The organism is Paraburkholderia sp., from assembly GCF_047605525.1.
Lineage (GTDB): Bacteria > Pseudomonadota > Gammaproteobacteria > Burkholderiales > Burkholderiaceae > Paraburkholderia.
Map to the genome: position 1 here is coordinate 143,545 of NZ_JASGFN010000010.1, position 26,672 is coordinate 170,216.

Annotated in this window: 24 protein-coding genes; 7 read left to right on the plus strand and 17 right to left on the minus strand. The window is 63.6% G+C overall.

Annotation, left to right across the window (positions count from 1 at the left end; genetic code table 11):
* Nucleotides 1-43 precede the first annotated feature (43 nt).
* Together QM685_RS16275 and QM685_RS16280 are read right to left on the minus strand one after the other, a co-directional pair.
* Nucleotides 44-1,387, minus strand: a complete 1,344-nt coding sequence (locus tag QM685_RS16275; RefSeq protein WP_415117398.1) for an MFS transporter — start codon at nucleotides 1,385-1,387, stop codon at nucleotides 44-46.
* A 55-nt stretch (nucleotides 1,388-1,442) separates the two neighbouring features.
* Nucleotides 1,443-2,777, minus strand: a complete 1,335-nt coding sequence (locus QM685_RS16280) for an aspartate aminotransferase family protein (protein ID WP_415117399.1) — start codon at nucleotides 2,775-2,777, stop codon at nucleotides 1,443-1,445.
* 284 nt (nucleotides 2,778-3,061) lie between these two features.
* On the opposite strand from QM685_RS16280, the gene QM685_RS16285 reads away from it, so the two are divergent.
* Nucleotides 3,062-3,874 (plus strand): IclR family transcriptional regulator, encoded by an 813-nt coding sequence (locus QM685_RS16285; protein WP_415117400.1) that lies wholly within the window; start codon nucleotides 3,062-3,064, stop codon nucleotides 3,872-3,874.
* Nucleotides 3,875-3,970: 96 nt separating this feature from the next.
* Here the strand turns inward: QM685_RS16285 and QM685_RS16290 are convergent, their stop codons facing one another.
* The 3 genes from QM685_RS16290 to accB are packed head-to-tail and all read right to left on the minus strand — an operon-like array spanning nucleotide 3,971 to nucleotide 7,403.
* The gene (locus tag QM685_RS16290; RefSeq protein WP_415117401.1) at nucleotides 3,971-5,452 is read right to left on the minus strand and encodes a pyruvate carboxylase subunit B; all 1,482 of its coding nucleotides are present in this window, start codon (nucleotides 5,450-5,452) and stop codon (nucleotides 3,971-3,973) included.
* The gene (accC, locus tag QM685_RS16295; protein ID WP_415117402.1) at nucleotides 5,449-6,834 is read right to left on the minus strand and encodes an acetyl-CoA carboxylase biotin carboxylase subunit; all 1,386 of its coding nucleotides are present in this window, start codon (nucleotides 6,832-6,834) and stop codon (nucleotides 5,449-5,451) included. Before accC ends, QM685_RS16290 begins: the two co-directional genes overlap by 4 nt.
* A complete protein-coding gene (gene accB, locus QM685_RS16300; protein ID WP_415117403.1) occupies nucleotides 6,831-7,403 on the minus strand; it encodes an acetyl-CoA carboxylase biotin carboxyl carrier protein in 573 nt (190 codons plus the stop codon). Before accB ends, accC begins: the two co-directional genes overlap by 4 nt.
* A gap of 186 nt (nucleotides 7,404-7,589) precedes the next feature.
* Between accB and QM685_RS16305 the strand changes: the two genes are divergently transcribed.
* The gene (locus QM685_RS16305) at nucleotides 7,590-8,423 is read left to right on the plus strand and encodes a 3-keto-5-aminohexanoate cleavage protein (protein ID WP_415117404.1); all 834 of its coding nucleotides are present in this window, start codon (nucleotides 7,590-7,592) and stop codon (nucleotides 8,421-8,423) included.
* Nucleotides 8,424-8,480: 57 nt separating this feature from the next.
* Nucleotides 8,481-9,248 carry an IclR family transcriptional regulator gene (locus tag QM685_RS16310; protein ID WP_415117405.1) on the plus strand — a complete coding sequence of 256 codons (768 nt, stop codon included), beginning with the start codon at nucleotides 8,481-8,483 and terminating at the stop codon, nucleotides 9,246-9,248.
* A 95-nt stretch (nucleotides 9,249-9,343) separates the two neighbouring features.
* On the opposite strand, the gene QM685_RS16315 is transcribed toward QM685_RS16310, so the two are convergent.
* Complete coding sequence (locus tag QM685_RS16315; RefSeq protein WP_415117406.1) at nucleotides 9,344-10,273, minus strand: LysR family transcriptional regulator; 930 nt, start codon at nucleotides 10,271-10,273, stop codon at nucleotides 9,344-9,346.
* Between the two features lie 120 nt (nucleotides 10,274-10,393).
* Between QM685_RS16315 and QM685_RS16320 the strand changes: the two genes are divergently transcribed.
* Genes QM685_RS16320 through QM685_RS16330 form a run of 3 tightly spaced genes read left to right on the plus strand, consistent with a single transcriptional unit; the run spans nucleotide 10,394 to nucleotide 14,161 of the window.
* Nucleotides 10,394-11,803 carry an MFS transporter gene (locus QM685_RS16320; RefSeq protein WP_415117407.1) on the plus strand — a complete coding sequence of 470 codons (1,410 nt, stop codon included), beginning with the start codon at nucleotides 10,394-10,396 and terminating at the stop codon, nucleotides 11,801-11,803.
* On the plus strand, nucleotides 11,800-12,348 hold the full coding sequence (locus QM685_RS16325; protein ID WP_415117408.1) for a GAF domain-containing protein: 549 nt from the start codon (nucleotides 11,800-11,802) through the stop codon (nucleotides 12,346-12,348). The genes QM685_RS16320 and QM685_RS16325 overlap by 4 nt, the downstream gene beginning before the upstream one ends.
* Nucleotides 12,341-14,161: a CocE/NonD family hydrolase gene (locus tag QM685_RS16330; protein WP_415117409.1), complete on the plus strand. Its 1,821-nt coding sequence runs from the start codon at nucleotides 12,341-12,343 to the stop codon at nucleotides 14,159-14,161. Before QM685_RS16325 ends, QM685_RS16330 begins: the two co-directional genes overlap by 8 nt.
* Before the next feature lie 26 nt (nucleotides 14,162-14,187).
* Here the strand turns inward: QM685_RS16330 and QM685_RS16335 are convergent, their stop codons facing one another.
* The 10 genes from QM685_RS16335 to QM685_RS16380 all read right to left on the minus strand — a co-directional run bounded on the left by QM685_RS16335 (nucleotide 14,188) and on the right by QM685_RS16380 (nucleotide 24,682).
* Complete coding sequence (locus QM685_RS16335) at nucleotides 14,188-15,354, minus strand: M20 family metallopeptidase (protein ID WP_415117410.1); 1,167 nt, start codon at nucleotides 15,352-15,354, stop codon at nucleotides 14,188-14,190.
* A gap of 73 nt (nucleotides 15,355-15,427) precedes the next feature.
* Nucleotides 15,428-16,612 carry a Rid family hydrolase gene (locus QM685_RS16340; protein WP_415117411.1) on the minus strand — a complete coding sequence of 395 codons (1,185 nt, stop codon included), beginning with the start codon at nucleotides 16,610-16,612 and terminating at the stop codon, nucleotides 15,428-15,430.
* Nucleotides 16,613-16,679: 67 nt separating this feature from the next.
* Entirely contained in the window at nucleotides 16,680-17,075 is a 396-nt protein-coding gene (gloA, locus tag QM685_RS16345) for a lactoylglutathione lyase (RefSeq protein WP_415117510.1), read from the minus strand.
* An 88-nt stretch (nucleotides 17,076-17,163) separates the two neighbouring features.
* A complete protein-coding gene (locus tag QM685_RS16350) occupies nucleotides 17,164-19,026 on the minus strand; it encodes an ABC transporter permease subunit (protein WP_415117412.1) in 1,863 nt (620 codons plus the stop codon).
* Nucleotides 19,008-20,102, minus strand: coding sequence for an ABC transporter substrate-binding protein (locus tag QM685_RS16355; protein ID WP_415117413.1), 1,095 nt, complete (start codon nucleotides 20,100-20,102; stop codon nucleotides 19,008-19,010). The genes QM685_RS16350 and QM685_RS16355 overlap by 19 nt, the downstream gene beginning before the upstream one ends.
* 13 nt (nucleotides 20,103-20,115) lie before the next feature.
* The gene (locus tag QM685_RS16360) at nucleotides 20,116-21,201 is read right to left on the minus strand and encodes an ABC transporter ATP-binding protein (protein WP_415117414.1); all 1,086 of its coding nucleotides are present in this window, start codon (nucleotides 21,199-21,201) and stop codon (nucleotides 20,116-20,118) included.
* A 33-nt stretch (nucleotides 21,202-21,234) separates the two neighbouring features.
* Complete coding sequence (locus QM685_RS16365; protein ID WP_415117415.1) at nucleotides 21,235-22,479, minus strand: NAD(P)/FAD-dependent oxidoreductase; 1,245 nt, start codon at nucleotides 22,477-22,479, stop codon at nucleotides 21,235-21,237.
* Entirely contained in the window at nucleotides 22,479-22,682 is a 204-nt protein-coding gene (locus QM685_RS16370; protein ID WP_415117416.1) for a ferredoxin, read from the minus strand. The genes QM685_RS16365 and QM685_RS16370 overlap by 1 nt, the downstream gene beginning before the upstream one ends.
* A 16-nt stretch (nucleotides 22,683-22,698) precedes the next feature.
* Nucleotides 22,699-23,298, minus strand: a complete 600-nt coding sequence (locus QM685_RS16375; protein ID WP_415117417.1) for an aromatic-ring-hydroxylating dioxygenase subunit beta — start codon at nucleotides 23,296-23,298, stop codon at nucleotides 22,699-22,701.
* Between the two features lie 61 nt (nucleotides 23,299-23,359).
* Nucleotides 23,360-24,682 (minus strand): aromatic ring-hydroxylating oxygenase subunit alpha, encoded by a 1,323-nt coding sequence (locus tag QM685_RS16380; RefSeq protein WP_415117418.1) that lies wholly within the window; start codon nucleotides 24,680-24,682, stop codon nucleotides 23,360-23,362.
* Nucleotides 24,683-24,828: 146 nt separating this feature from the next.
* Here QM685_RS16380 and QM685_RS16385 point away from each other — a divergent pair, with 146 nt between their 5' ends.
* Nucleotides 24,829-25,521 carry a cupin domain-containing protein gene (locus tag QM685_RS16385; RefSeq protein WP_415117419.1) on the plus strand — a complete coding sequence of 231 codons (693 nt, stop codon included), beginning with the start codon at nucleotides 24,829-24,831 and terminating at the stop codon, nucleotides 25,519-25,521.
* Between the two features lie 228 nt (nucleotides 25,522-25,749).
* Here QM685_RS16385 and QM685_RS16390 read toward each other — a convergent pair whose 3' ends face one another.
* Nucleotides 25,750-26,637 (minus strand): LysR family transcriptional regulator, encoded by an 888-nt coding sequence (locus tag QM685_RS16390; RefSeq protein WP_415117420.1) that lies wholly within the window; start codon nucleotides 26,635-26,637, stop codon nucleotides 25,750-25,752.
* Nucleotides 26,638-26,672 lie beyond the last annotated feature (35 nt).

Genomic DNA, 26,672 nt, shown 5'->3' on the forward strand with positions numbered 1-26,672 from the left:
ATTCCCGCAACAGTCGCTGATGGTCGGTTCTACCGCGCGCCGGTCAACCGACTCCGGATATCGTCCTTGCCCGTTCCAGGTCGGGATTGTGACGGATCGTCATGATCAGCACCGCGCCGACGATCGCTGCCGCGCTGAGCACGAAAAGTCCCTGCATCGTCGAACCCGTCGCGTCGACGATGAGCCCCAGCAGATAGGGGCCGACGAAGCCGCCGAACGTTCCGATCGAATTGATGATCGCGATGCCGCTGGCCCTCGCCGCCCCGCTCAGAAAAGAAGTCGACAGCGCCCAGAAAACGGCGTGCGTGCCGAAACCGAAAGCGCCGACGCATAACGCTACCAATGCCAGCGCCGGGTGCTGCTCGAACAGAAGGCCGCAAACGATCAACCCCAAAGCCGTGCAGACAAGGCCGGCAACGATGTGTTTTTTTCGCTCCAGGCACCGGTCCGAAGAGTGCCCGAGGATCAGCAGGCCGATCAGCGTGAATATCCACGGCACCGCCGCAATCAGGCCGATGTGCGCGACGCCCGATACGCCCAGTTGCTTCACGGTGGGAGGCAGCCAGAAGATGATGCCGAACTGCGCGACGGTCATGCAGAAATAAGCCAGCGAAATCAGCAGCACGCGGGGGTTGCGAAAGCTCTGCGCGACGCTCAGCCGTTCCTCGGCCAGCCTCGCGTCCTCTTCGCGCTTCAGACGCTGCGCGAGCCAGGTCTTTTCGGTGCTTTCGAGCCACGCGACCCGGTCGGGCCCTTCGGGCAGGTAAAAGAATGCGCAGATTCCGACGAGGACGGACAACACGCCTTCGACCAGAAAGAGCCATTGCCAGCCACGCAGGCCAGCCACTCCGTCGAGAGTCAGCAACAAGCCGGCGCTCGGGCTACCGAAAATCAGCGCGAGTGGAATCCCCAGCAGGAACAGGCTCATGATGCGGCCTCGATGCATCGCCGGAAACCAGTAGGTCAGGTAAAGCAGCACGCCCGGCACGAACCCGGCCTCGGCCACCCCAAGCAGGAAACGCAGTGCGTAGAACGACATGGGCGTGCGGATAAACATCATCAGCGCGGCGACGATACCCCACGTCACCATTATTCTCGCGAGCCAGATGCGCGCCCCGATCCGATAAAGCACCAGGTTGCTCGGCACCTCGAACAGCAGATAGCCGACAAAAAAGATCCCCGCGCCCAGGCCATAAGCCGCGCCGCTAAAGCCGAGATCCTGCTTGAACTGGATTTGCGCGAAGGACACGTTGGTGCGATCGACGTACGCGATCAGGTACATCAGCAGCAGAAACGGGATCAGGCGCGCGCGGGTCTTCCTGACGACTTCCAGTTCGAGTTGATCGGGGTCGTGCCGTGCCTGCGTGTCGATATGGGCGTTCATCATGTTCCCCTTCGCGATGTACGCTGCGTCCCGCTTCCAGCCGGAGCGCCAGTCGTTCTCAAATGGCGTTGTCGTTTTGCGCGAGCGAGCTCGAATGCGCGAAGTGCAGAGGCGTCGTGCGATCCGACATTGCGCGGTTGATCGCGCGCGTCAGGCGTCCCAATGCATCGTCGATTTCGGCCTCGCTTATGATCGTGGGCGGACATAGACGGATGAAATTCTTCACGCAGATGACGATGACACCCTCGGCGGCCGCGTAATAGCGGACCCGTTCCGCCATTTCATAGTCCGGCTGCTTCGTGCGCCTGTCGGCCACGATATCGAGCATCTGGTACAACCCCTTGCCCCGCACGTCGCCGATGCATTCGTACTCGTCTTTCATGATGTCGAGGCGCGCGCGCAGCACGTGTCCGAGTTGCGCCGCGCGGCTGACCAGGTCGTCGCGCAGCACGATTTGCAATTGCTTGAGCGCGACCGCGCAAGGCAGCGGGTCCTGCGGGTAGGTACCGGCCCACGGTATGCCGGCATGGCCGCGCGCCTGTTCGGCAATCTCGGGGGTGGTGATGGTGCCGCACACGGGCATGCCGGCGCTCATGCCCTTGGCGAAGGTGACGATGTCCGGAACGATGTCGTAGTGCTCGAAGCCCCACATCTTCCCCGTGCGCCCGGGCGCGAGCTGCGCCTCGTCGAGGATCAGCAGCGCGCCCCACTTGTCGGCAATACGCCGCAGCCCTTTCATCCATTCATTGCTGGGCACGATCATGCCCCCCGCGACCATCATCGTCTCGGCGAGCACACCCGCTACCTGCTGGCTGGATGCATGCTGGATCAGCTCTTCCGTCAGTTGCAGACTGATCTCGTCCCAGCGGTCTTCGCAACCCGCGGGAGCGCGGTAGGTAAAGGGCGGAATGATGCAGTTGGCCTTCGCCGGAATCATCAGCGGCCCCAGGCCGCGCCGGCGCGCGCCTCCCACCGTGGTCACGGCTTCGGCGGCCAGTGTGCCACCGTGCAGGCCGCGAATCACCGAGAGAATATCGAACTTGCCCGTTACGCCGAGCGCCATGCGCATCGCAATTTCGTTGGCCTCGGATCCCGTCACCGCGAAGTTCACCACCTTCAGCTTGCCGGGCAGCGTCTGGCCAAGCAGTTCCGCGAATTCGATCGCCCACGGATTGGAATACCACGACGAATGATGGACGAGCCGCCCAGCCTGCTCGCGGATGGTCTCGACCAGTTCGGGGTGAGCGTGACCCAGCACGAGGCACATCATCCCCGAGGTCATGTCGTAGTAGTCGTTGCCGTCCACGTCGGTAATGAACACGCCGTGACCGCGCTCGAAGATGATTCCCGGTTCGTAGCGCCAGCCGAGGACCGACTGTGCGTCCCGGTCCATCCAGGACCGATGTGCCGGTGAAAAATCAAATTCAGGGTTTGCCTCGAATGCCGACATGGGGGTTCCTCTGACGTTCGTTCAATGGAACGGCTCAATGGAATCAACGAAATCGAGTCCACTCCGCTGCGCCATCGCCTTCAATTTCGTTCTAATTTCTCGTACGTGGTGTACGAATATTAGGAACGAAATGGCAGAAGGCCAATTACTTGTGGCTATCGATTTCGTGAACTTTGAAGTCCGCTAGAATCGTGCGGTCAGCGAAAACCCCCATAGAGGCGCTTGCCATGAAAGAACAACCGCCGCCGTCCAACGTCGAGCCCTCGATCGAAGCGAGCCCGAGCGCCCCCATCGAAAAGCTGTTTGCGGTCCTCACGCTGCTCGGCAACGCGCGACGCCCGATGACGCTCAGCGAATTGGCCGCCACCCTGGGCACCGCGAAAACCACGTTGCACCGCATCACCACCCAGCTCGAGCGTCTTGGTTATCTGCAGCGGGAACCGGGCACGCGCTTTCTGCTCGTCGCGCGGCCGATGGTCGACCTTGCAGTGTCGATCGTCAGCACGGCGACGATCACCGGCAGGCGCCACGCGATCCTCCGCGGTTTCTGCGAGAAGGTCGGCGAAAGCGTGACGCTGGGCATGCGCGTCGGCGACGAGATCGCCTATCTCGACGATGTGACGACCGAAGCCGGACTGATGCTGAAAATACGTACCGGCCTGCGCGCGCCCATGCATTGCACGTCGATCGGCAAACTGTTTCTGGCCCACATGGACGAACAGGAATGGCAAGACTACGCAATGCGCCCGTTGCAACGGTTCACGGAAAAAACGCTGACCGACATCGCGGATTTGCGCCGGCAACTCGACGAAATCAGGCGAACGGACTTCGCACTTAGCGACGAGGAGTTCGTACGAGGGGTGATAGGCGCGGCCGTGCCCGTGTACGACGGTAGCCGCCGGTTGCTTGCGGGGTTGTCGATCTCCGCGCCGGCGGCTCGCATGACGAGCGCGCAACTGCGGAAGTTAAAGCCCGTTTTCTCGGACGTGGCGCAAGAAATCGCGACCACGTTCAAATCCGGTCAAAGTGGGGAGACCTGAATCAACCTGCGCTGACAGCGCTGCTGAAGTACGCCTGAGACCCGGGTATCGGCAGTTTCCATCGCGTGCACGCGTCGGTTGTCCACCGCCGGCGGTCTAGCCACGCGCCGCCGACAGTGTCATGTCCATGCCGCCGAAACGTATGCGCGCGTGACTCAGGTCGCGCTGCGCGCCGAGATAACGGATCATCTCCGCGAGCGGCGAGGTTCTATGCTCGTAGACCGGCTCGCTCTTTTTCAACGGACTGAGCAGTTCGGGCGCATAGAACGCCGCGAGCAGCATGTCCTCGTCGCTCGCCGATGCGCCGAGCTGCGCGCGCAGGCGCGGCAATGCGGGCGCGAGATGCACGGCCGGCGCTGTGTCGACGCGCTCGTCGTCGCGAATGCGCGCGCGCTCGAGAAACGCGTCGGCCGGCTGCGCGGCAAGCCGGCCGTAGTAGCCCATCGCGTACTTGCGCACTTCGTCGGGAATGGTCTTGTAGCGCTCGCCCTGCACGACGTTGAGCACCGCCTGCGTGATGATGTACTGCGCGAACGGGCTGACGAGAATCGGATAGCCGAGGTCGCGCCGCACCTGCGCCGCCTCCTCGAGAATCTCCGGCAGACGATGCGACAGGTTCATCGTCCGCAGTTGCGACTTCAGGTTCGAAATCATGCCGCCCGGCACCTGATGCTCGTAGAGCGCCGGATCGTACCGGGCCACGCGGCCGCGCGGCTTGTCGTCGCGAACGCATACCCAGTCGAAGTAGCCGGACACTTCCGCGAGCGCCCCCCGATCGATGTCGGTCGCGAAGCCCAGACGCCGTGCCCGCGCGTCGATCTCTTCGGCGGCCGGCAGCGATGCGCCGTTCGCAAGCGGCGTCACGGCCGTGTGTCCGAGCGCGAAGCCCGCCGCCATCGCCACTTCGTAGACTTCCGGCGCGAGACCGGACTGTGCGTGCGAATGCAGTTGCAGCGGAATGTCGCCGACCGCCGCGACGAGCGCCGGGAAAAGCGTGCGGCCGCGCTCGGGGGTGAGGAGCCCCGTCGGATCCTTGACCGAGATGAAGTCCGCGTCGAGCGCGACCAGTTCCCGCGCGCGCTCGACGTAGTATGCGTCGGTGTGAACCGGGCTCAGCGTGTAGGTCAGCATCGCGTTGACCTTCATGCCCGCTTCGTGTGCCGAGCGCACCGACGAGACGATGTTGCGGTTGTCGTTGAGCGCGTCGTAGACGGTGAGCACGGCCACGCCGAGTTCGGCGAGCACCTTCGAATTGAGCGAGACGATGTCGTCCGGAAAGAGTTCGAACGTGTACAGGCTCTGGCCGCGCGTCAGACCATCGCACGGTGTCGCGAGCCGCTCGCACAGAAGCCCGACGCGCCGCCACGGATTTTCGTGCAGGTAGCGCACGCACACGTCGAAAACCGCGCCGCCCAGAATGTTGACGTATGCATAGCCCACGCGGTCGATCGCGCCAAGAATCGGCGTCATCGTGGCCGTCGTCATGCGCGTGGACCAGAGGCACTGATGCGCATCGCGCAGCGTCACGTCGACGAGGCCGAACGTGCGCGCCATGATGGATGGATCGGTGTCGGTCATGGCGTCTCCAGAAGCCGTTCTTCGACAAAGCGCGTGTGAATCTCGCCGCGCGCGAAGTTCGGATCGGCCAGCAGGGAAAGATGAAAAGGAATCGTCGTCGTGACGCCGTCGACGCGCATTTCGGCGAGCGCGCGGCGCATGCGCGCAATCGCTTCGTCGCGCGACCGGCCCCACACGACCAGCTTCGCGAGCAGCGAGTCGTAGTACGGTGGAATGCGATAACCGGAAAACAGATGTGAATCGACCCGCACGCCGGGGCCGCCCGGTGCATGGAATTCGCGCACGACGCCCGGGCACGGCGCGAAGTTGCGCGCGGCATCTTCGGCGTTGATGCGGCATTCGATCGCGTGGCCACGGATGCACACGTCCGCTTGCGCAATGCGAAGCGGCTCGCCCTGCGCGATGCGAATCTGCTCCTTCACGATGTCGATGCCGGTTACGCATTCCGTCACCGGATGCTCGACCTGCACGCGCGTGTTCATCTCCATGAAGTAGAAGTTGCCCGACGCATCATCGAGAATGCACTCGATCGTGCCGGCGTTCCGATAACCGACGTGCTGGCACAGACGCACCGCGGCCGCGCCGATCTGCGCGCGCAGGCTTGCGCTCAGCGCGGGCGACGGGCTTTCCTCCAGCAGCTTCTGGTTGCGGCGCTGTGCCGAGCAGTCGCGCTCGCCCAACTGCAGAACGGTTTCGCCGTCCGAGAGGATCTGGATTTCGATATGGCGCACACGTGTCAGGAATTTCTCCACGTAGATCGCGCCGTCGCCGAACGCGGCCTTCGCTTCTCGCGACGCGTCGCCGAACCGGCTGTCGAGATTGGCGGGATCGTGCACGACGCGCATGCCGCGTCCGCCGCCGCCGGCCGCCGCCTTGAGCAGCACCGGATAGCCGATCTCGCGCGCGATCGCGCATGCTTGCGCGGAGTTCGCGACCGTGCCGCGCGAACCCGGCGTGGTCGGCACACCGGCTTCATCGGCCATGCGGCGAGCCATCGCCTTGTCGCCCATCAACGAGATCACGCGTGCGCACGGCCCGATGAAGACCACGCCCTCCTTGTCGCACGACGCGGCGAACTCGGCGTTCTCGGAGAGAAATCCGTAGCCGGGATGAATGGCATCCGCGCCATACACGAGGGCTGCCGACACGATGAAGCGCGCGTTCAGATAACTTTCGCCGGAGCGCGCCGGGCCGATACAGACCGCGCGGTCCGCGAGCCGCACGGCGAGCGAATCGCGATCGGCGTCCGAATAGACCTGCACGGTCTCGATGCCGAGCTCGCGGCACGCGCGGATGATGCGCACCGCGATCTCGCCGCGATTCGCGACGAGCACGCGTCTGAAGCGTTTCGCGCTCGCGGACGGTCGGGCGGCCAGGTTCATGCGCGTCCCTCGCTGCCTTGCTGCGCGCGGCGCGGCGCGATCACGATGAGCGGCTGGCCGAACTCCACCGGATCGCCGTCCTCGACCAGCACGTGCGTGACCACGCCGCCCTCGCCCGCCGCGATCGAGTTCATGAGCTTCATCACTTCGATGATGCACACGGTCGTGTCGGGTTCGACGGCGTCGCCGACCTCGACGAAAGGCGTGGCGCCGGGCTCGGGCGAACGGTAGAAGATGCCGACCATCGGCGATTTGACGACGCGGGCGTCGGCGGGCCAGGCGGGAACGGAACCGGAAACGGAAGTAGAAGCGGGAGCGGCTGCTTCAGAGGGTGGCTCGAAGGGCGCGGGCGTCGGCGCGCTGGCCGCAGCCGCTGCGACCGGCGCTTCCGTGCTCGCGCCGCTCGTCGCGCGCACCGCGGGCGCGGTGCCGCTGACCGCCTCGCCGCGCCGCAGGTCGAGTTCGACATCGCCCATGCGCAGATGGAATTCGTTGAAACTCGCCGACGACCTGATCAGTTCGACGAGCTGAACGAGATCCTGAAACGTCAGGGTTGTTTCCTTTTCCATGTGCTGGGCACCTCGCCTTTGCGGCCGGCGCCGGTATGCACCGTGCGCCCGGATTTCAATGGATGGAATGCTGTGTTTCGTTGAGAGAGATGATTGCACACCTGTGAGTCAGGTGCAATAATGAAATGCAGCGTTTCTTTCAGTGAAATCCACTAGATCGCTATTTCACTCAACGGGGAGTCCCGCATGCCGTCTCCAGTCATCATCACCGTCGCGATCACGGGCGCGGTGCCGAGGAAGCGTGACAATCCCGCCGTGCCGGTCACGCCCGACGAGCAGATCGAGTCGACGCACGAGGCGTTCGAGGCAGGCGCGTCGCTCGTGCATATCCACGTGCGCGATTCCGGCGAGAATCCGAGTTCCGATCCCGAGCTGTTCGGCCGCGTGCAGGAAGGCGTGCGCAAGCATTGCCCGGGAATGATCGTGCAGTTCTCGACGGGCGGACGCGGCCGCGAGCAAGCGGCCCGCGGCGCGATGCTTCCGCTCAGGCCCGACATGGCGTCGCTCGCCACCGGCTCGGTCAACTTTCCGAAAAGCATCTACGAGAACCCGCCCGAGTTCGTCGAAGGACTCGCGCGGACGATGCTCGAATACGGCATCAAGCCCGAAATCGAGGTGTTCGATCTCGCGATGCTCTACAACGCCGCGAACCTGGTCAAAGCGGGGTTGCTGGCGCCGAACGCGCACGTGCAGTTCGTGCTGGGCGTACCGAATGCGCTGCCCGCGCGACGCAGCGTGTTCGATTTTCTGCGCGCCGAGCTTCGCGAAGTGCTGCCCCAGGCGACGTGGGTCGCGGCTGGAATCGGGCGGCATCAATGGGAGGTGAACCAGTGGTGTCTCGAGGCGGGCGGCCACTGTCGCACCGGTCTCGAGGACAACACGCGCATCGATGCGACGCGGCTCGCGTCGAGCAACGCGGAGCTGGTCGGCAAGATCGTCGACGCGTGCGAGCGCTTCGGTCGCGTACCCGCGACACCGCAGGAAGCGCGCGCGATCCTGAAGCTGCCGCGGGCGGCCTGAAGGCGTGCTCACGTACAATGGGCGCTTCGAGTTCCTGCCGGATTCCTGCGACGAGCAATGCCGAATGTTGATCCCCAGAAGCCCGAATCGACTGCGTTAAGAGCGTTTGCCGTACTCGAATACGTGGCGCACGCGAACACTCCCGTTTCCCTCGACGACGCGACCCAGGCCTGCAAGCTGCCCAAGCCGACGGTGTTCCGCATCCTGTCGATGCTCGTCGAAGCCGATCTCGTCTATCGCGAGCCGCTCGGCAAGCGCTATACGGTCGGCGCGCGCTCGGCCGCGCTCGCGCTCGACGTGCTGCGCCATTCCACCTTGCGCTCGCAGCCCCATACGGTTTTGCAGGAACTCGTCGACGAAGTGGGCGAAACCTGCAACCTGACCATCCTCGACGGCAACCAGGTGCTCTATCTCGACCGTGTGGAAACGCCGCGGCCGTTACGTCTGCATCTGGAGCCGGGCACGCGCGTGCCGCTGCACTGCACGGCGAGCGGCAAGCTCTTCCTGATGAACATGACGCAAAAGCAGATCGAGGCGCTGATCGGCAAGCCCCCCTACAAGCGCTTCACGTCGCGCACGATCACCGAGTGGGAACCTTTGAAGGAAGAACTCGCGCGCACGCGCGACACCGGTGTCGGCCTGCACGACAGCGAGCTCTTCGACGATTCGGTGGCGATTGCCGTGCCGCTTTCCGCTGCATCCGGACGCGTGTATGCAGCCCTCGCACTGCATGGCCCTTCTTCGCGGCTCGACATCGCGGCCTGCATGAAGTTGTTGCCCGCGTTGCGCGCGGCGGCCAGCGCCATCGCCGATGCGATGGCATAGGTTCGCAGAAGGACCGGGGCATATGCGAGACGACCGGAAGTCTGCTTCGCTGATTTTTCCCCGCGTTTTCCCCGCATTTTTCCCAGCACCCGGCGCTATTCACCCCGACCGGCCGACTGTTCAATACCCAGTTCCATGGTGCGATCCCGCGCCGCGGTTCTGATCGCATCGACGAGCGCTTGCGCCGCGGGCGAGCGCGCCCTTCCGATCGGATAAAGAAAACCATATTCGAGCACGACTTCCGGCGCGAACGGCCGGATCGCAAGATTCCGCGCACCGGTTGACAGCGCGACGAAGGGATCGGCCAATGCAACGCCCAGACCTTGCGCGGCCAGCTCACACGCGATCAATCCATTGGTCGCCTCGAAGCGGATGTTCGGCTTTCGCGCGTGTTCGCGGAACAACCGTTCGAGATGTTGCCGCAACAGCGACCGGCCATGCGTGGCGACGACGGCAATATCGAACAGGTCCGACACTTTGACCCGCCGGCGCTTTGCCAACGGATGGTCTCGCGACATGACGACCACCGCGCGCGTTTTCAGAAACGGTTCGACTTCCACCGTGGGATTGTCGATGGGCAGGACACTGACGCCAATATCGAATTGCTCCTGCGTGATCCATGTTTCGATGTCGAGCCGCACACGCGACGCGACTTCCGCGGTCAGATCCGGCGCGCTTCGCTGAAGAGCCGCCAGTGCAGGCGAAACCAGCGCATTGGTGACGTGAGGCGCCACCAGAATCCTCAGGTGATTCGATGCGCCGGAACGAATCTGCGCGGCTGAACGGGACAGCGACTGGAACTCCCGCATCACCCGATCCACCTCTTCATAGAAGCGCCATCCTTCGGGCGTCGCCTGCAGGCGCTTGCCGACGCGGTTGAACAGCGCGAACCCCACGGACTCTTCCAGCGATATCAGCAACCTGCCCACCTGCGGCTGCGTCCGGTTCAGCCGTTCGGCAGCCTGCGTCACCGACCCGCATTCGATAAACGCCCGAAACGCCTCCAGTTCACGCACGTTCAGCATCTTGCCTCCTTTTGAACTATTTTCGCATATAAGCAATTGTTTTTCGCATTTGACGCATAAGAGCGTGGCTCGTTTAATGGACGACATCGCGGCGGCCCGCGAAGGTCAGGAGAATCCAGCATGTCCAGCGTCGCTGCACGACTCGAACGGCTTCCGTTCTGCGGCTTTCACAAGAAGCTGCTCTTCATGGGAGGACTTGGCTACACCTTCGATGCGATGGACTCATCATCGATGGCCTTCGTCCTGCCCGCGATCAGCCACGCGTGGGCACTGACCTCGTTCCAGATCGGGCTCATCGCCAGCAGCACGTATACGGGTTTTTTCTTCGGCGCGTTGCTGGCCGGCCTCGGCGGTGACCGCTTTGGACGCCGTTTCGTCATGGTCACGGCGCTGATCATTTTCTGCATCGCGTCGCTGATCAGTTCGCAGGTGAATCACTGGCAGGCGTTCTATTCGATCCGGATCTTCGCGGGGTTCGGCGCCGGCGCCGAAAGCGCGATCGTTGCGCCGTTCCTGTCGGAGTTCGTTGCCCGAAAGTATCGGGGCGCGTTTACCGGGGCGCTGGCCGGCTTTTTTGCGGTCGGCTATGTGATGTCCGCGATACTCGGCAATCTGATCATTCCGCACATGGAAGACGGCTGGCGAGTCGTCATCGTGATTACGTCGCTGCCGATTTTCATCCTGCTGTGGTGGCGGCGTTCCCTGCCTGAATCGCCGCGCTGGCTCGAAAGCCGGGGACGTTTCGCGGAGGCAAACGCGACCCTCGACAGGATCGAGGCCCAGGTCAGGAAGGATGGCAAGGCTTTCGAGACTATTCCCGCGTCGATCGCGAAGGCCGTCACGCCACGACATGGTTCGTCGTTCGCCGGCAATCTGGGCGCGATATGGTCGCGCCAGTTGCGCCGTACGACCGCGATGTCGTGGGCAATGTGGTTCGCCATCGCCTTCAGCTACTACGCGTTTTTCACGTGGATCCCAAGCCTGCTGGTTCAACACGGCATGACCATCACGAAGAGCTTCGGCTTCTCGCTGTTGATGTACGTCGCGCAAATCCCGGGTTACCTGTCGGCGGCTTATTGCAATGAACGGTTCGGCCGTCAGGCGACGATCGCCGGCTATATGATCCTCGGCGGCCTGTCGGCGATCGGGATGGCACTGTCGGATGCCACCTGGCAAATCGCCGCCGCGGGCATCTGTCTGTCGTTCTTCATGAATGGCACGTTCGGCGGCATTTACGCGTACACGCCGGAAATCTTTCCCACCTACCTGCGCGCCACGGGCGTCGGCACCTCGTCGTCGTTCGGCCGTATCGGCGCAATCATCGCCCCTATCATGGTCGGCATGATCTATCCGGTACTGGGTTTCGCGGGCGTGTTCGGCGTGACGACCTGCGTGCTGCTGGTCGGTGCATCGACGGTGCTGATTCTGGGCGTGCCGACACGCGGACTCGCGCTCGAAGATATTTCGGCAGCCCATGAAGACGGCGGCCCGGATGACCTCCCGCTCAACGCACGGGAGAGCGACGCGTGAAGACCTTATTGGAGATTGCCCCGGCATGGCTGGCGATTGCCGACGCGCATCGCGACGCCGACCAGCCCGGCGCGACCTTGCGGGCACTGGACGAGGCACTGGAAGCGCTCGTTGGACGCACGTTGCTGACCGTATTGACGGTCTTTCCGGACGACGGCATCGTGCAGCGCACTTATAGCAACCTGAGCGAACGCTATCCGGTTGGTGGATTCAAACGCATCGACCACGCGCCCCGTCTTCGCGAGATACTTGAAACGGGACAGGTATTCATCGCGCGCACGCGCGACGACATCGTCGCCAACTACGCAGACGCGGACACCATTTTTGAAACGGGCTGTTCGAGCGTTCTGAATCTGCCCGTATTCTGGCGCGAACGGATCGTGGCGACAGTCAACCTGCTCCACACGGAAGGGTTCTACGAACCTCGACACGTTCCTGTCGTTCGCAGCCTCGCGCAGGCTGCGCTTCCCGCATTTCTCGAACGTCTGCCGGGTCAACGGCAGGCATTGGCACAAAAAACCGAGCAGGAATACCCTCATGTCTGATCGCGACGATAAAAACAACGCATGGAAAAAGCCGCCCAGCGCTTACCTCACGACGCGCCCCGCCGAATTCAGTCTGCCTTCGACGCCGGTCTCCACCTATATCACGATGCGCGACGGCTGCCGTCTCGCCGCGGATGTTTATGTGCCTCGAGGCGCCGACCCGACTGCGGTGTTTCCGGCGCTGCTGATCTTCACGCCTTACTACCGGCGCTTCAAGACCAACGGCGAAGTCGCTGAACCCGCGCCGGCGGCGGCTCGATATCGGGACTTTTTCGTCGTGCGCGGCTATGTGGTCGTAGTCGTCGATGTGCGCGGCACCGGCGCGAGTTTCGGCACCAGAGACGCGCTGCGCTCGCCAACCGAGCGCGACGATTATCGCGAGGTCGCCGAATGGGCGGTGAAGCAGCCGTGGTCCAACGGTATCCTGGGCTCGACGGGGATCTCGTATGTCGGTGCCGCGGCCTGCTTCCTCGCCAGCACCGGGCACCCCGCGGTGAAGGCGATCGCCCCGCTGTTCGGCGTGTCCGACATCTACAGCGAGCAGTTGTACCCCGGAGGGCTCCTGTCGAGAGTCTGGACCGGCGCATACGATCAACTGATGCTGGCGATGGATCACGACAGACGCGATCTGCTCGGCCAGTTTTCGTACTATACGGACCCGGGGCTTCGCGGGCCGCAGCCAGTCGACGAGGACACCGACGAGGCATGGCTCAAAGCCGCAATCGCCGCGCATCGCAACAATTTCAGCCTGAACGACGCCGCCTCCGAATTCGCGTTCCGGGGCGAAGGCATGCTGCATGATCCGTCGTTGACGCTCGCCGCGTGCAGCCCTTACCACTACCTCGAGCGGATTTCTGCTGACGTACCGATCTACTCGGTGTCGGGCTGGTTCGATGGAGCGGGTTACAGCAACGGCGCGATCACGCGGTTTCTGACCCGGAACAACGCTCACGACAGACTTCTACTCGGCGCGTGGGATCACGGCGCGCGCACGAACGTGTCGCCGTGGCGCGAGGAAGCCGCGCCGCAATTCGACCTCATGGCCGAACTGCTGCGGTTCTTCGATACGCATTTGCAGGGCCGGGAATCCGGTCTGGCCGAAGAGGCGCCGATTCACTATTTCAATATCCATGCGGAAGAATGGGCATCGGCGACATCCTGGCCTCCCGATCACGAACCCGTGCATTTGCATCTCGGGGCCGACCAGTCACTCTCGCCAGCCGAACCGGCGCCGGATGTCATCTCGCATCGCGTCGACTTCGCGACCTCAACGGGTTCACAGACGCGGTACGAGCGCCTGGGCGCCGCCGCAATCGTCGACTACTATCCGGACTGGACGCAACGCTGCGCTTCGATGCTGAACTTCGACACGTCCCCGCTCCCGAGCGCGATGCTGGTCGTGGGACACCCGGTCGCAACGCTGCGCATGTCGATGGATCAGGGCGACGCGTCGATTTTCGTCTATCTGTCGGAAGTGTGCGGCGATGGCCGCGTACATTACATCACCGAAGGAATGCTCAGGGCGATTCATAGAAAGACGGCGCCGGCACCCGACGATTACGTGACCGTGTGGCCGTTCCGACGTTACCACCGCAAGGATGCGAAACCGGTCGACAAAGGCACCGTCGACGAGTATTCGATTCCGCTGCTGCCGGTCGCATGGAAGCTGGCTGAAGGCAGCCGGCTTCGCTTGTCTGTTGCGGGAGCCGACAAAGGACATTTCGTGCCCATGCCGTATGGCCGTCCGCCGACCTTCGACATTCAGGTCGGCTCCGGCGGGAGTTTCGTGGTCGTTCCGGTTCAGGCGAGTTAGACGAACCGACCATCGCCGATACACGATCAGTTGCCGTTGATCGCCCTGTCGGCAATCAGCGCGCCGTAGATTTCGACGGCTTCGTCGATGCGGCTGACCAGACAGAACTCGTCGACCTTGTGAGCCATCGAAGGCTCGCCGGGCCCGAGAATCACCGTGGGCGGATTGCCGGTGACGGACGAAAGCACGCCGCCATCGGTGAAATACGGCGCGGACCTCGCGGTAAGCGCTTCGCGGTGATACGGCGCACAGACCTCCCAGACGCGCTGCATTAACGGATTGCGCCAGTCCGACGTGAGAGGGGGCACGTCGACGAGCCGGTCGAGTTCCACTTCGTCGGTAAGATAATTCGACAGACGCGCGCACAAACATTGATGGTCGAGGCCGGGCACCGTTCTGATATCCACTTCGAACTCGGCCCTGTCCGGCACCGAGTTGACGTTCAGGCCACCGCGAATGGTGCCGACGTTCATGGTCGCGTCGCCCATCAGCGGATGCGTCGGGGCGCCCAGGCTGAATGCCTTGAGCTTCGATATCGCTTCGGCGGCCTTGTAGATGGCGTTGACGCCCTGCTCCGGCATCGATCCGTGAGCCGCGCGGCCACGCGCCGTGGCGCGCATCCACAGCGCGCCCTTGTGGCCGACGAACGGATAGTTGGAGGTTGGCTCACCCACCACCAGGAGCGCGACGTCGCGCATCAGATGACGCGCGGCACCGGCAAGCGCTCTCGCGCCGTCGCAACCCGTTTCTTCACCGCCCGTCAGCACGAGATGAACGCCGGCGCCGGCGCGAATCGCATCGGCATGGTTTGCGCACGCGGCCACGAACGCCGCGATTCCGGCTTTCATGTCGCTCGAACCGCGTCCATAGAGACGGCCGTCATCAATTTCGGCGCCGAGCGGAGCACGGCTCCATTGCGCTTCCCCGAGCGGAACCGTATCGAGGTGGCCCGTAAAGCCGATCGGTTTAACGCATGCGCTTCCGCGCAGGTTGGCGACGAGATTGAATCGCTTCTCCCCGAAGGTTTGCAGCGCGACGTCGAAGCCGATTGAAGACAGGACCTCCGCCATATAGCTCGCGCACGCCTGCTCGTTTCCTGGCGGATTGATCGACGGAATCCGCACCAGATCCTTCGTCAGCGTCACCGCATCCATGCCGGACTGCGAGCGTATTGGGACCATCGCGGTATCCATGGTGTCTCCGGGAAAAATAAATCATGGAGTCGTCGCCTCATGCGCGACGATCCCTGCGCGTTCAATTCGCGCCCTACGTATCGCCGACGATCGCGATGCCGTCGACCTGCACGCGCTGCCCCGGTTGCGTCAGCCCGGCGACGCGCACGATGCTGACCACGGTGCGGTCCCTGTCGAGATGGCGCTCGAGCACGTCGACCAGCCCGGTTACATCGCCGCCGTTATCGCGCCCCTCGGCCACGTAATACACGTTGAGTTTGACGAGATCGTCGAGGCCGGCCCCACACTGGCGCAGCAACTGTCCGATACGTTCCATCGTCGACCCGATCTGCGCCGAAAGGGAAGCGCCGTCCGCCGCGCCGACGCCGCCGACATACACTTCATCGCCAACCCGCGCCGCTGACGGGAAATCCGCGCCCGGCGTCGAAACGAACCGCTTTTCAGCGTGCTTCACCGCGGTTGCGTCGATTTCGAGCAAAAGACCTTCGTACAGGAGATCGACGCCGAGAGAAACGAGCACCGGCGATGCGACCGGAACCCGACGCTTCACCTCGCCGACGATCCCGGTGAGCGTTTGCCGTCCCATCGCCTGATCGTCGCCGCATTGATACGCAATCTTCAGCGAGACCACATCGCTCCACGTCGATCCGGCATCGCGCAGCACATGCTCGATGTAGTCGAGCGTGTTGCGGACCTGCGGAATCAGTTCGCCGGCGGCGATGGCCCGCCCTTTGCGATCGGCGGAAATCTGGCCGCCCACATAGACTTTGTCCCCGACGAGCCATCCTTGCGAAAACGGCGTCGGAATACTCCAGTCCCATGCATGGGCCGGCATGATGCGCGTCTTCGGCGTGCGGACATCGCCGATACCGTCGACACCAATCAACGCGCGCGAGTCGCGCAGCCCTCTGACGCGCAGCGCCGTGGCCGCCGGTCCCGGATCGGCGAGATACTGGAGGCGCACGCCGGTCATCTGCTCCCAGAACCGCGTCACGTCCTCGCCGGTGCCGTCATACAGGTAGTAGGTGTGCAGTTTGACGAGATCGGCCATGCGCGCGCCGCACGATTCGAGTTGCGAAACGAGGCGCCGGAATGCGCCGTGCGTTTGCGGCCCGATACGGTCGCGGTCATGCTCCGGCATGTCGTCGGCGATCTGGCTGCCCACGTACACGGTCGAGCCGATCCGGCGCGCATGCGGAAATGGCCAGCGTAACGCCCGCGGATGCGGATGTGGGGAATCGTCGGCTTCGGCTGTCATGTCATCTCTCCTTCGAAGCGGGATCGAAATTCGATAGCGCGAATCGATGCGCAACGCGGGCGCATTGTCATTCGCCTCGATAGGGTTCCGATATCTCCACCTTGTAGCCATCGGGATCCTCGACGAAGGCCAGAACGCGCTTGCCGTGCTTCATCGGCGACGGCGCCTTGAGAATCCTGACGCCGGCGTTTTCGAGGTAGTCGCAAAACCCGTAGACGTCCGCCACCTCGATCGCGATATGGCCGAATGCCGTGCCGTGCACATACGGTTCCGGCTGTTCCCAGTTGTGGGTCAGCTCGATGGTCGGAAACGAGGCTTCGGCTCCATAGCCGATAAAGGTGTTGGTGAATTTTCCAGCGGGGTAATCGGTACTTCGCAGCACCTGCATATGAAGCAGATCCACATAGAAACGCAGGCTGCGCTGCAAATCCCCCACGCGCAGCATTAAATGGGAAAAACGGATCGTCGGATCGATCCCGTGCCGCCGGGCCTCGCCGGCTTGCGTCGAAAGCGTGTCGCTCATCTGGGTTCCTTGTCGAAAAATCGGCGGTTCAATATCTGCCGCGCGTATACCGATGGATCAGGCCGGCACTGGAGACGATCAACAGCGTCAAGCCGATAAGCAGCACCGACACGGAGGCGATGGTCGGCTCGAATTCGAAACGCGTCGCGTCGAGCAGCCGTTTGGGCAGCGTCACCGCGTTCGCGCCGCTCAGGAATACCGCGATCACGACTTCGTCGAATGAAGTCAGGAACGCGAACAACGCGGCAGTGAAAATCGACGGCCAGATCATCGGAATGATGATGCGCAGCGCGGTGGTGAGCGGCTTCGCGCCTAGGCTGCGCGACGCCGTCTCCAGCGAGAAGTCGAAATTCGTGAGCGCGCCCAGCACCACCACGATCACATAGGGGATCGTGAGGATCAGATGCGCGAGCACGATGCCGGTCGTCGTGCCGACCAGACCGAATTTGGCGAAATTGAGGTAGAACGCCACGGCGAGCACCACCGGCGGCACGATGAGCGGCGAGAGCAGAAACACCAGCAGTGGTATTCTCACGCGCGACTTCAGGCGCACGAGGCCGAGCGCGCACAAGGTGCCGATCGGCACGGCAAGCGCCACGACGATCAACGCGATGCGTACGCTCAATAGCGTCGGGTCCACCCAGTCGTGCGATTCGAAATAGCGCACGTACCATCGCAGCGAATAGCTGTGCGGCGGAAACTGGAGGAATGCGGAACCGCAGAACGAGAGCGGAAACAGCACCACGATCGGACCCACCAGAAAGATCAGCGACAGCACCGTCACGGCCCAACTGGCCGGACTCGCCGGCACCGCGTCGTGCGCGGCCCGGCGCCGCAGTCCCCGCCATCCGGCGCGGCCCGCCAGGCGGCTCGCCGCCGTGATGCGCGCCACCCGGCCCGTCACGCTCCAGATTGCTGCGCTCACGATCCGGCGCGACGGTGCGCGACGCCGCGCGGCGCCGCCGTCGACCTGCGGATTGAGGCTTCTTACGCCGAGCAGCACGCGAAGCAGCGCCAGCGCGACCACCACGACCACGAAGAACAGCACCGACATCGCCGCGGCGCGGTGCCAGTCGTTCATCGCGTTCAACGCATTGTCGATCAGCATCACATAGGTGCTATCGCGAATGCCCCCCAGCAAGGTGGGCGTCACCCAGAATCCCAGCGACATCACGAACACCAGCACGCAGCCCACCGCGACGCCCGGCAGCGAGAGCGGGACGAACACCGTCATCTGCGCGCCGGCGGCGCTCGCGCCCAGGCTGCGAGCGGCGCGCGCGAGGCGTTCATCCACCTGTTTCATCGCGCTGTAGATCGGAAACACCATGTACGGCAGCATGATGTGAACCATGCCGATATAGACGGCGCCGCGCCGATAAAGCAGCGAAAGCGGATGATCGATCACGCCGAGCTGGAGCAGCCACTGATTGAGAATGCCGTGGTTGCCGAGAATCACCATCCACGCATAGCTTCTGACAAGCGTGCTGGTCCACAACGGCAGCGTCAGCGCGAGGCCGATGACGAGTCGCGCCTTCGGCCGCGCGCGCAGCATGACGAGCGCGATCGGGTAGCCGAGCAGCGCGGAGATGAGCGTCACGCCGGCGGCCAGCGCGAGCGTCGAGCGCAGCACGATCCACACCGGTCTTTCGGCAAAAAGCTCGGTATAGGCATCGAGCGACCATTGCGGCGCGCCGACGCTGAACAGCAGCATGTGCATCATCGCCGCGCCGTACACCACCACGAACAGCACGCAGACGGGCAGCAGGCCCCACACGCCGATCGAGTTGAAGCGCGACGCGCGGCGCAGCCCCGGTGCGCGTGCCGCCCGCCGGCGCGTCAACCAGCCGCGTCGCAGGCCATCGAACGACGGATCTATTGGGTCAGTTGCCATTTGTTCCATTCCACGACGTTCTGGGCACGCCAGCTTTTCTTCGTGGCGGGATCGATGGTCGACCACCACGCGTCATTGACCCAGATCTGCTGCGCGAGGTTTTGCGGCGCGGTCGGCAATTCCTTCGCGCGCTGCGCATCGATGTACTGGAAAGCGAACTTGTTGGGCGGGCTCGCGGGAACGAGCTTGACGAAAGCGGCCCAGACGTCGGGGCGCGACGCGAACGCAATGAACTTCATCGCATTCCTGTAGTTGTGCGCCCCCTTCGGGATCACCCAGTAGTCGCCTTTGAGCAGTCCCTCGTTGAACGTGTAATCGACGGGCGCTCCTTCGTCCTTCATCTGCGCGATGCGCATCTGCGACACGACCGCCACGCTCGCTTCGCCGTCGACGAGCGCCTGCGGCCCGACCGCCGCGCCTTGCGCCCACTTCGCCACGGCGGGCTGGATTTTCGAAAGGCTCTGGTAGGCGCGCTTGAAATCGAGCGGGTACAGATGGTCCGCGCTCACGCCGTCCGCCAGCAGCGCGTATTCGATTGGCGGAAACGCGGCGTCGCCCGCGTCGAACACGCGTTTGCCGGGAAAACGCTTCACGTTCCATACGTCGGCATAGCTCTCGGGATGCGGCGTGCCCGGCGGAAACGCCTTGGTGCTCCAGGCGATCACGCGCGAGTAGATCATCGCCGCGACGCCATACGGATCCTTGCCGGCCGGCGTCAGACCGTCGAGCACGGTTTTCTGGTCGATCATCGAGTAATCGATTTTTTCCAGCAGATTCTGGTTCTTGAGCACGAGGAAATCGACGGGCACGACCTGCGCCACGTCGAATTCGATGTTGTTGCTCGCTTCCATCGCGATGATCTTCGACGCCATCGGCTGCGTCGCCTCGACGACCTTGATGCCCGTTTCCTTCTCGAACGGAATAAAGATCGCCTTGCGCTGCGCGTCCTGGATGCTGCCGCCCCACGACGACACAACGACCTGCTGCTGGTCGGCCCGCGCGTCGATGGCCGCGACCGTCAGCAAAACGAATGGCACGATGCGCAACAGGCATCGCAATCCCGGCATCAGATCCATGCGCGTCTCCTCATCAGTGAACGGAGTCGAAAATCACCATGTCTTCGTCGTGCCAGCCGATCGGGATGGCCTCGTCGAGCGACATGGGCTGTGGACAGAACCGCGAATTCGCGAGCTTGGCGGTCATGACCAGATCCGCGCCGAGCTCGACCTTGAGCCGCAAGGTATCGCCGCTGAAAAGCCGCTCGCGCACGCGTCCGCTGAAGCAGTTCGGCAGCGCGGCCGCCTGCTCGCCGAGCATCACGCGCTCGGGGCGCACCATCAGCGTCACGCTCTGGCCATGCCGCACCGGCCGAGGCAGCGACGATTCGATGCAAAGGTCGCCGGCGGTGCGGAATGCGGTCCCGTCGACGCCGTCCTTCTCCGCCTTCGCCACGATGAAATTCGATTCGCCCATGAATTCGGCGACGAAACGCGAAGCCGGGCGCAGGTACACGTTCTCGGGCGTATCGACCTGCTCCAGCCGGCCCGCATTCATGATCGCCACGCGATCGGAAATGAGGAGCGCCTCTTCCTGGTCGTGGGTGACGAACAGCATGGTCATCTGCGTGTTGTCGTGCAGTTGCTTGAGCTCGATCTGCATCTTCTCGCGCAGATGTTTGTCGAGCGCGCTCAGCGGCTCGTCGAGCAGCAGCGCGGACGGATTGAACACCATCGCGCGCGCCAGCGCGACGCGCTGCTGCTGGCCACCGCTCAGTTGCGCCGGATAGCGCTCCAGGTAATCCCCGAGCCCGACGGTGTGCGCGATGACCTTCACCTGACGCTCGATGTTCTCGCGCGCGATGCCGCGCATCACGAGCGGATACGCGATGTTTTGCGCGACGCGCAAATGCGGAAACAACGCATAGTGCTGAAATACCACGCCAAGATTGCGGGCCTCGGGCGGCAGGCGATTGATCGCGACGCCGTTGATCAGTATCTCGCCGGCCGTGGGTTCCGCGAAGCCCGCGATGGTCGACAGAATCGCCGTCTTGCCCGAGCCGCTCGGCCCAAGCAGCGTGACGAGCTCGCCGCAGCCGATGTCGAGCGAGACGTTGTCGATCGCCTGGGTGTTGCCATAGGACCTGCAAAGACTGCGTAGGCTGATCTCGGCGCCCATGATCGCTCCCCGCGAATAATGACCGGTTCCGTACTAACTCGTCGCGCATGCGTTGACACACGGGCCGAGATGCCCGACGCAATGTGCGTCCATGGCTTCCACGTCGGCGCCCGCCGCGACCAGCGCGCGCGACAGCGCGAAAAACGCCGCCGCGTTGAACGCGGCCACGCCCGTTACCCTGCCGTCGAGCGAATAGACCGCGGCGAAGCGGCGGCCATCCGCGGCTTCGTAAAAACGTTCGCGCAGTTGCCCTCCGCACTCGCCATAGAACTGGAAGCGGCTGCCGTGCTGATCGGACCAGACGTAGGGCATCAGCGCATGCGGGCCGTTATGTGCGGCCGGCGCGGCCATCATATGCGCGGCCACGAGACGGGCCTGCGTGAGCGCGTGTGTCCAGTGCTGGCCTCTCGGGGCATACGTACCGCCCTCTTCCTGCCAGCGCGCCACGTCGCCGACCGCGTGGATGCCCGGCGCCGCGCTGCCGCTCGCATCGCAGAGCACGCCGTCGTCGATCGCCAGGCCCGACGACGCAAGAAACTCCACGCACGGCGCCGCGCCGATGCCGACCACGACGAGGTCCACCGGTACGCGCGCGCCGTCGGAAAGCAGCAGCGCCTCGACGCCCGACGCACCTTCGACGACGTCGACGATCTCGCTGCTCAACCTGAGCACGACGCCGCTATCCGCGTGCAAGCGTGCCGCGCGCGCGCCGAACAGCGCGCCCGCGACGCGGCCGAACAGGCGCGCTTGCGTATCGATCAGCGTCACGTCGCGCCCGCTTGTCCGAATCGCGGCTGCCACCTCGGTGCCGATAAAGCCGCCGCCCACCACCGCCACGCGGCGACTGTCCGCCAGCAGGTGGCGCACCCGCAGCGCATCGTCGAGCGTGCGCAATTCGCAGACGTTGTCGAAACGCGTGAGGCAACGCATGCGCCGCGCGCGGGCGCCCGTCGCGATGACGAGCGCATCGTAGGCGAGCGGGCTGCCCTCTTGCAGTTCGAGGCGCGCGCGGGCCGTGTCGACCGCGGTGACCCATTGGCCGAGCCGCAATTCGATGTCCCGCTGCGCGTAGAAGTCCGGCTCGCGCAAGGCCGTGGCGGCCGGCTCCATCTGCCCCGTCAGCACGGTCTTGGAAAGCGGCGGACGGTCGTATGGCCAATGCGCCTCGCCGCCGACGAGCACGATGCGGTCGCGGCAGCCGTGCTCGCGCAGCGAATGCGCGACGTTCACGCCCGCGAGCGAAGCTCCGACGATGACGATGGAACGGGCCGGCGACATCAGCTACGGCTCACGGTGATGGCGGAAACGGGACACATGCGGGCCGCTTCGTTCAATTCGTCGAAGCTCGCGTCCTGCTGCGCGTCGGGAAGCAACTGGGCAAGCCCGGTTGCCTCGTCGATGCGAAACGCGCGCGGCGCGGCAATCACGCAAAGTCCATGCCCCTGGCAGACATCGAGGTCGAGCGAGATCTTGATAGCCATCGCTGGAGTCCGTGTGCTAGATGATGAAACTGTTGTTGCCCTGCGGCTCGCTCGCATCGAGCAGATCGATCAGTTTGGTCTTGATCGAGTAACCGCCGGCGCGCGGCCGCAACTGGAAACTCTGCGTGCCCACGAAACACACGGTCCGATGCCGGTGTTCCCACAGCGTGAGGTTTGCCCGCACCTCGACGATCTCCGCGCTCGCGCGCCACGCCTCGACGTTGGCAAGCATGCGGCAGGTGTTCGACCGCGGAATCTGCGCGCATGGCGCGCCGGTCTCGACGAACGCGATCCGGTCCAGCAGGCGCCGGCGATCGTCGAAATTGATCGCGGCGCTGTGCGCGAGACGATGCTCGGCGCGCATCGACGGAACCCAATAGAGCACGTCCTCGTCGCAGAGCGCGATCCACTGGTCGTAGCGCCGCATGTCCAGCAGACGCGCTTCACGCAGCACGAAGGCGAGCACCGCGTCGCGTTCCGCGGCGGGCAGATCGCACACATCCGTGCGCGTGCTCATGCGCGTGCGGAACGCCTCGATCCCGGCATAGCTGCCGTCGTCGACCGGCGAGCGCTCGACAGACGCGCCCGCCGTGGCCGGAGAAGAGAGTTGCACCATGAAATGATCTCGCGTGTAGGTGGGAGGCCTGGCCTCGATCGGGCACGATCGAGCTTGAGTTCTAGTCGAGCTTCAATCGCACGGGTCTGGCCATCTGCGTCTTCCAGTACCCGTACGCGCCCCTGATCGCAGTGTCGTCGGTCTTGTTGCTCGTCACGACGCCGGTTTGCGGATCGACGCTCTGGCGACACATGCCGCGGCTCACGTCGAGCCATTCCATTTCCGGAATCGTCGTGAGCGCGTGCTGCACACGCTCCATGATTTCGCTGTCGTCGCGCGAGCCGAGGCTGTGAAAATCCTCGTCGAAACGGATGCGCAACTTGTTCACCGCGTCCGGCGCGTCGTTGATGAGCGTCGTGAAGTAGCGCACGTGGGTGCGATCGACAGCAACGGGTTCGAACACCGCGAACATGCCGTTGCCCATGATGAGCAGATTCGGATAGATGACGAGATTGATGCCCGCGCGCCCGACCAGTTCGAGATAGCGCTCGCTCGCCTGCTGGCCGCATTCGCGTTCCAGTTCTTCGGCGAACGCTTCGCGGCCCGGAAAAGGACGCGCCTGATGCCACGACGATCTGAGTTCCGCGCGATGGTCGCCCATCTTGTGACCGTTGCCGAAATACTGGCAGACCATTCCGGTGCGATCCGTGACGTGCGAAAGCCATTTGCCGGGACCGTGGCGGCGTGCATTCATCAGATTGGTCGCCTTGTGCAGGAAGGGCGTGTGATAACCGTCGGTGTTGTTGTCGTTTTGCTGCTTCCAGTTGCCGTGGTAGGTCATCTTCACGCTCTCGACCACGCTTACGCCGTTAGGCCCGATCGCATCCTTCTCGACGGCCCAGTCGAACACGTCGCGCGCCTCGCCGAGCCACGCGTCCAGCGGTTCCACCGCGGGATTCAGCGAGCCGAACACGAAGCCCCGATACGATTCCACGCGCGGCAGGCGCCCAAGACGATGCGCGGCGTAATCGAAATCGGCTCCGTAGCCGTCCGGGAACGTGATCGACGCGAGTTGCCCATTGTTCGAAAAAGTCCAGCCGTGGTACGGACAGGTGAAGCGGCTGCGGTTACCCGCGTTTTCGAGGCACACGGGACTGCCGCGATGCGTGCAGCGATTGAGAAACGCGACGAGTTCGCCGCTTTCGGTGCGCGTGACGATCGTCGAGCGCCGGCCCACGGTCACCACCTTGAAATCGTTCGGCTTCGCGATTTCACTTTCATGCAGCAGGAACACCCAGTTGCCGCCGAAGATCTGCGTCATCTCCGCTTCGAAGATTGCCGGGTCGGTGTAGATCGAGCGGTGCACGAGGCCGTTGTCGAGCACCAGATCCTCATACGAAGTGCGTCGTTCAGGGGCGATGGGAATGCGCTGCTCGATCAGCATGCATGTTCTCCAGAATGTAGACGGCTGAGGCGTCTATTTCACTGCGTTGCTTGTAGGTTTACCGTAGTTCAAGTTACTTGAAAATGCTACAATGTCCTTGCCTAGTGTTTACCCCTTGGCGAATCCGCCCAACCTTCAAAGCGCTTATGAAAACGACGACCCGAACGAACCGCAAAGCGACGGGCGGTGCCCCCGTCAAGGCGAAACCGCGCATCGGCAATGCGGCGGCAGTCAATGCCGTGGTCGCGGCGCCGCCCGCGCCGCCGTCACAGCAGCGCTATTTCGGCCGCAACCTGAATCACGCGCGCAAGGTGGCCGGCTTCACGCTGCGTGAGCTGGCCGACCAGGTGGGATGCTCCGAGAGCCTGCTTTCGAAAATCGAAAACGAGAAAGCCACCCCTTCGCTGCAGATGCTGCACCGGATCGTCACGTGCCTGAACACCTCGATCGGCGCGCTGTTTACGAACGAAGAGCCCGGCACACGAGTCGTGAGCCGGCGCGGCGAACGTCCGGTGATTTCCACGGGTCACGCCGAGCGGTCCGGCAAAGTCGTGGGCGTCGATATCGAATGGCTGGTGCCGTATCCGGAAAGCAAATTGCTGTCGGGGTCCATTCACAAGATCGCGCCGCAAGGCGGTAGTTGCGGCGCGATCGTGCATAAGGGCGAGGAAGTGGGATACGTGCTGAAGGGATCGTTCGAGCTGACCGTGGACGGCATCGTCTACACGCTGAACGAAGGCGATTCGTTCATGTTCTCGTCGGAGCGCCCGCACGGCTATCGCAATCCGGGCGATGTCGAGGCGTGGATTCTCTGGATCAATACGCCACCTACGTTCTAGCGTGACCGCAACGTATAAAGCGCGCGGGTTGGTCACCTTTTCCCGGGGCGAGTTGGGAGCGGTTTAAATCACTCCCTCTCGTGACCGAACAGTTCCGATTCCACCAGCCCGGCCGGTATCCAACTCGCCTTGATAGGCGGTCATGGTGTTCTCCGCGTGACGTATTGATGAAAGCGCCAACCATAGCATGCGTCGCGTCCGCGGACGGACGGTGTAATACAGCGGCGCTCACGCCGTATAGCGCAGCGCTTCCAGCAACAGGCTAAGGGGTGGAGATTTCCGGCGGTTCGAATAGTAGAGGTGATAGCCCTCGTAGACCTGGCGCCATTCACGCAGAACCTCGACCAGTTGACCGGCATCGATGCGCGAACGAACCAGCTGCTCCGGAACATAAGCGAGACCCAGGCCCGCTACCGCAGCCTCGACGACCTGGAAGATGCTGTTGAGCACCACCTGTCCGTCGACCTTGACCCGGTGCTCCTTCGAGCTTTTCCTGAAGACCCATCCAAAATAGCCTTGGGAAGGCAACCGCAGATTGATGCAGTTGTGTTCGATGAGTTGCTGCGGACGCCTGGGTTTTGGGTTGCGCTCGAAATAGGCGGGGGAACCGACGACCGCCATCGGGATGTCGGGTCCGATGCGCACCGCGATCATGTCCCTGGAGATCAGCCCGCCGCGACGAACCCCGGCGTCATAGCGCTGCCCCACGATGTCGGCAAGGCCGTAGTCGGTGGTGATTTCAACCTTGATGTCCGGATAGTTCGCGAGGAACGCCGGGAGAGCGGGCCACAGCACGGTGTGAACCGCATATTCGTCCGCGGAAAGACGGATCGTGCCTGCCGGCCTGCTGCGCAACGCGTTCATCTGGGCCAGACCCTGCTGGATCTCTTCCATCGCCGGCCCGATGAGCGTCAACAGCCGTTCTCCGGCCTCGGTCGGCGATACCCGGCGCGTGGTGCGCTGAAAGAGCGGCATGTCCATGCGTTCCTCGAGCAGACGGATCGTCTGGCTCAGGGCCGACTGCGACACACCCAGCCGTTTGGCGGCACGGGTGAAGCTTTGCTCTTCCGACACGATGAGGAAGGCATGGAGATCACGAAGATTGTCGCCGATCATTGATAAGAAACTCTAATGAGAGCATCTGGATATTA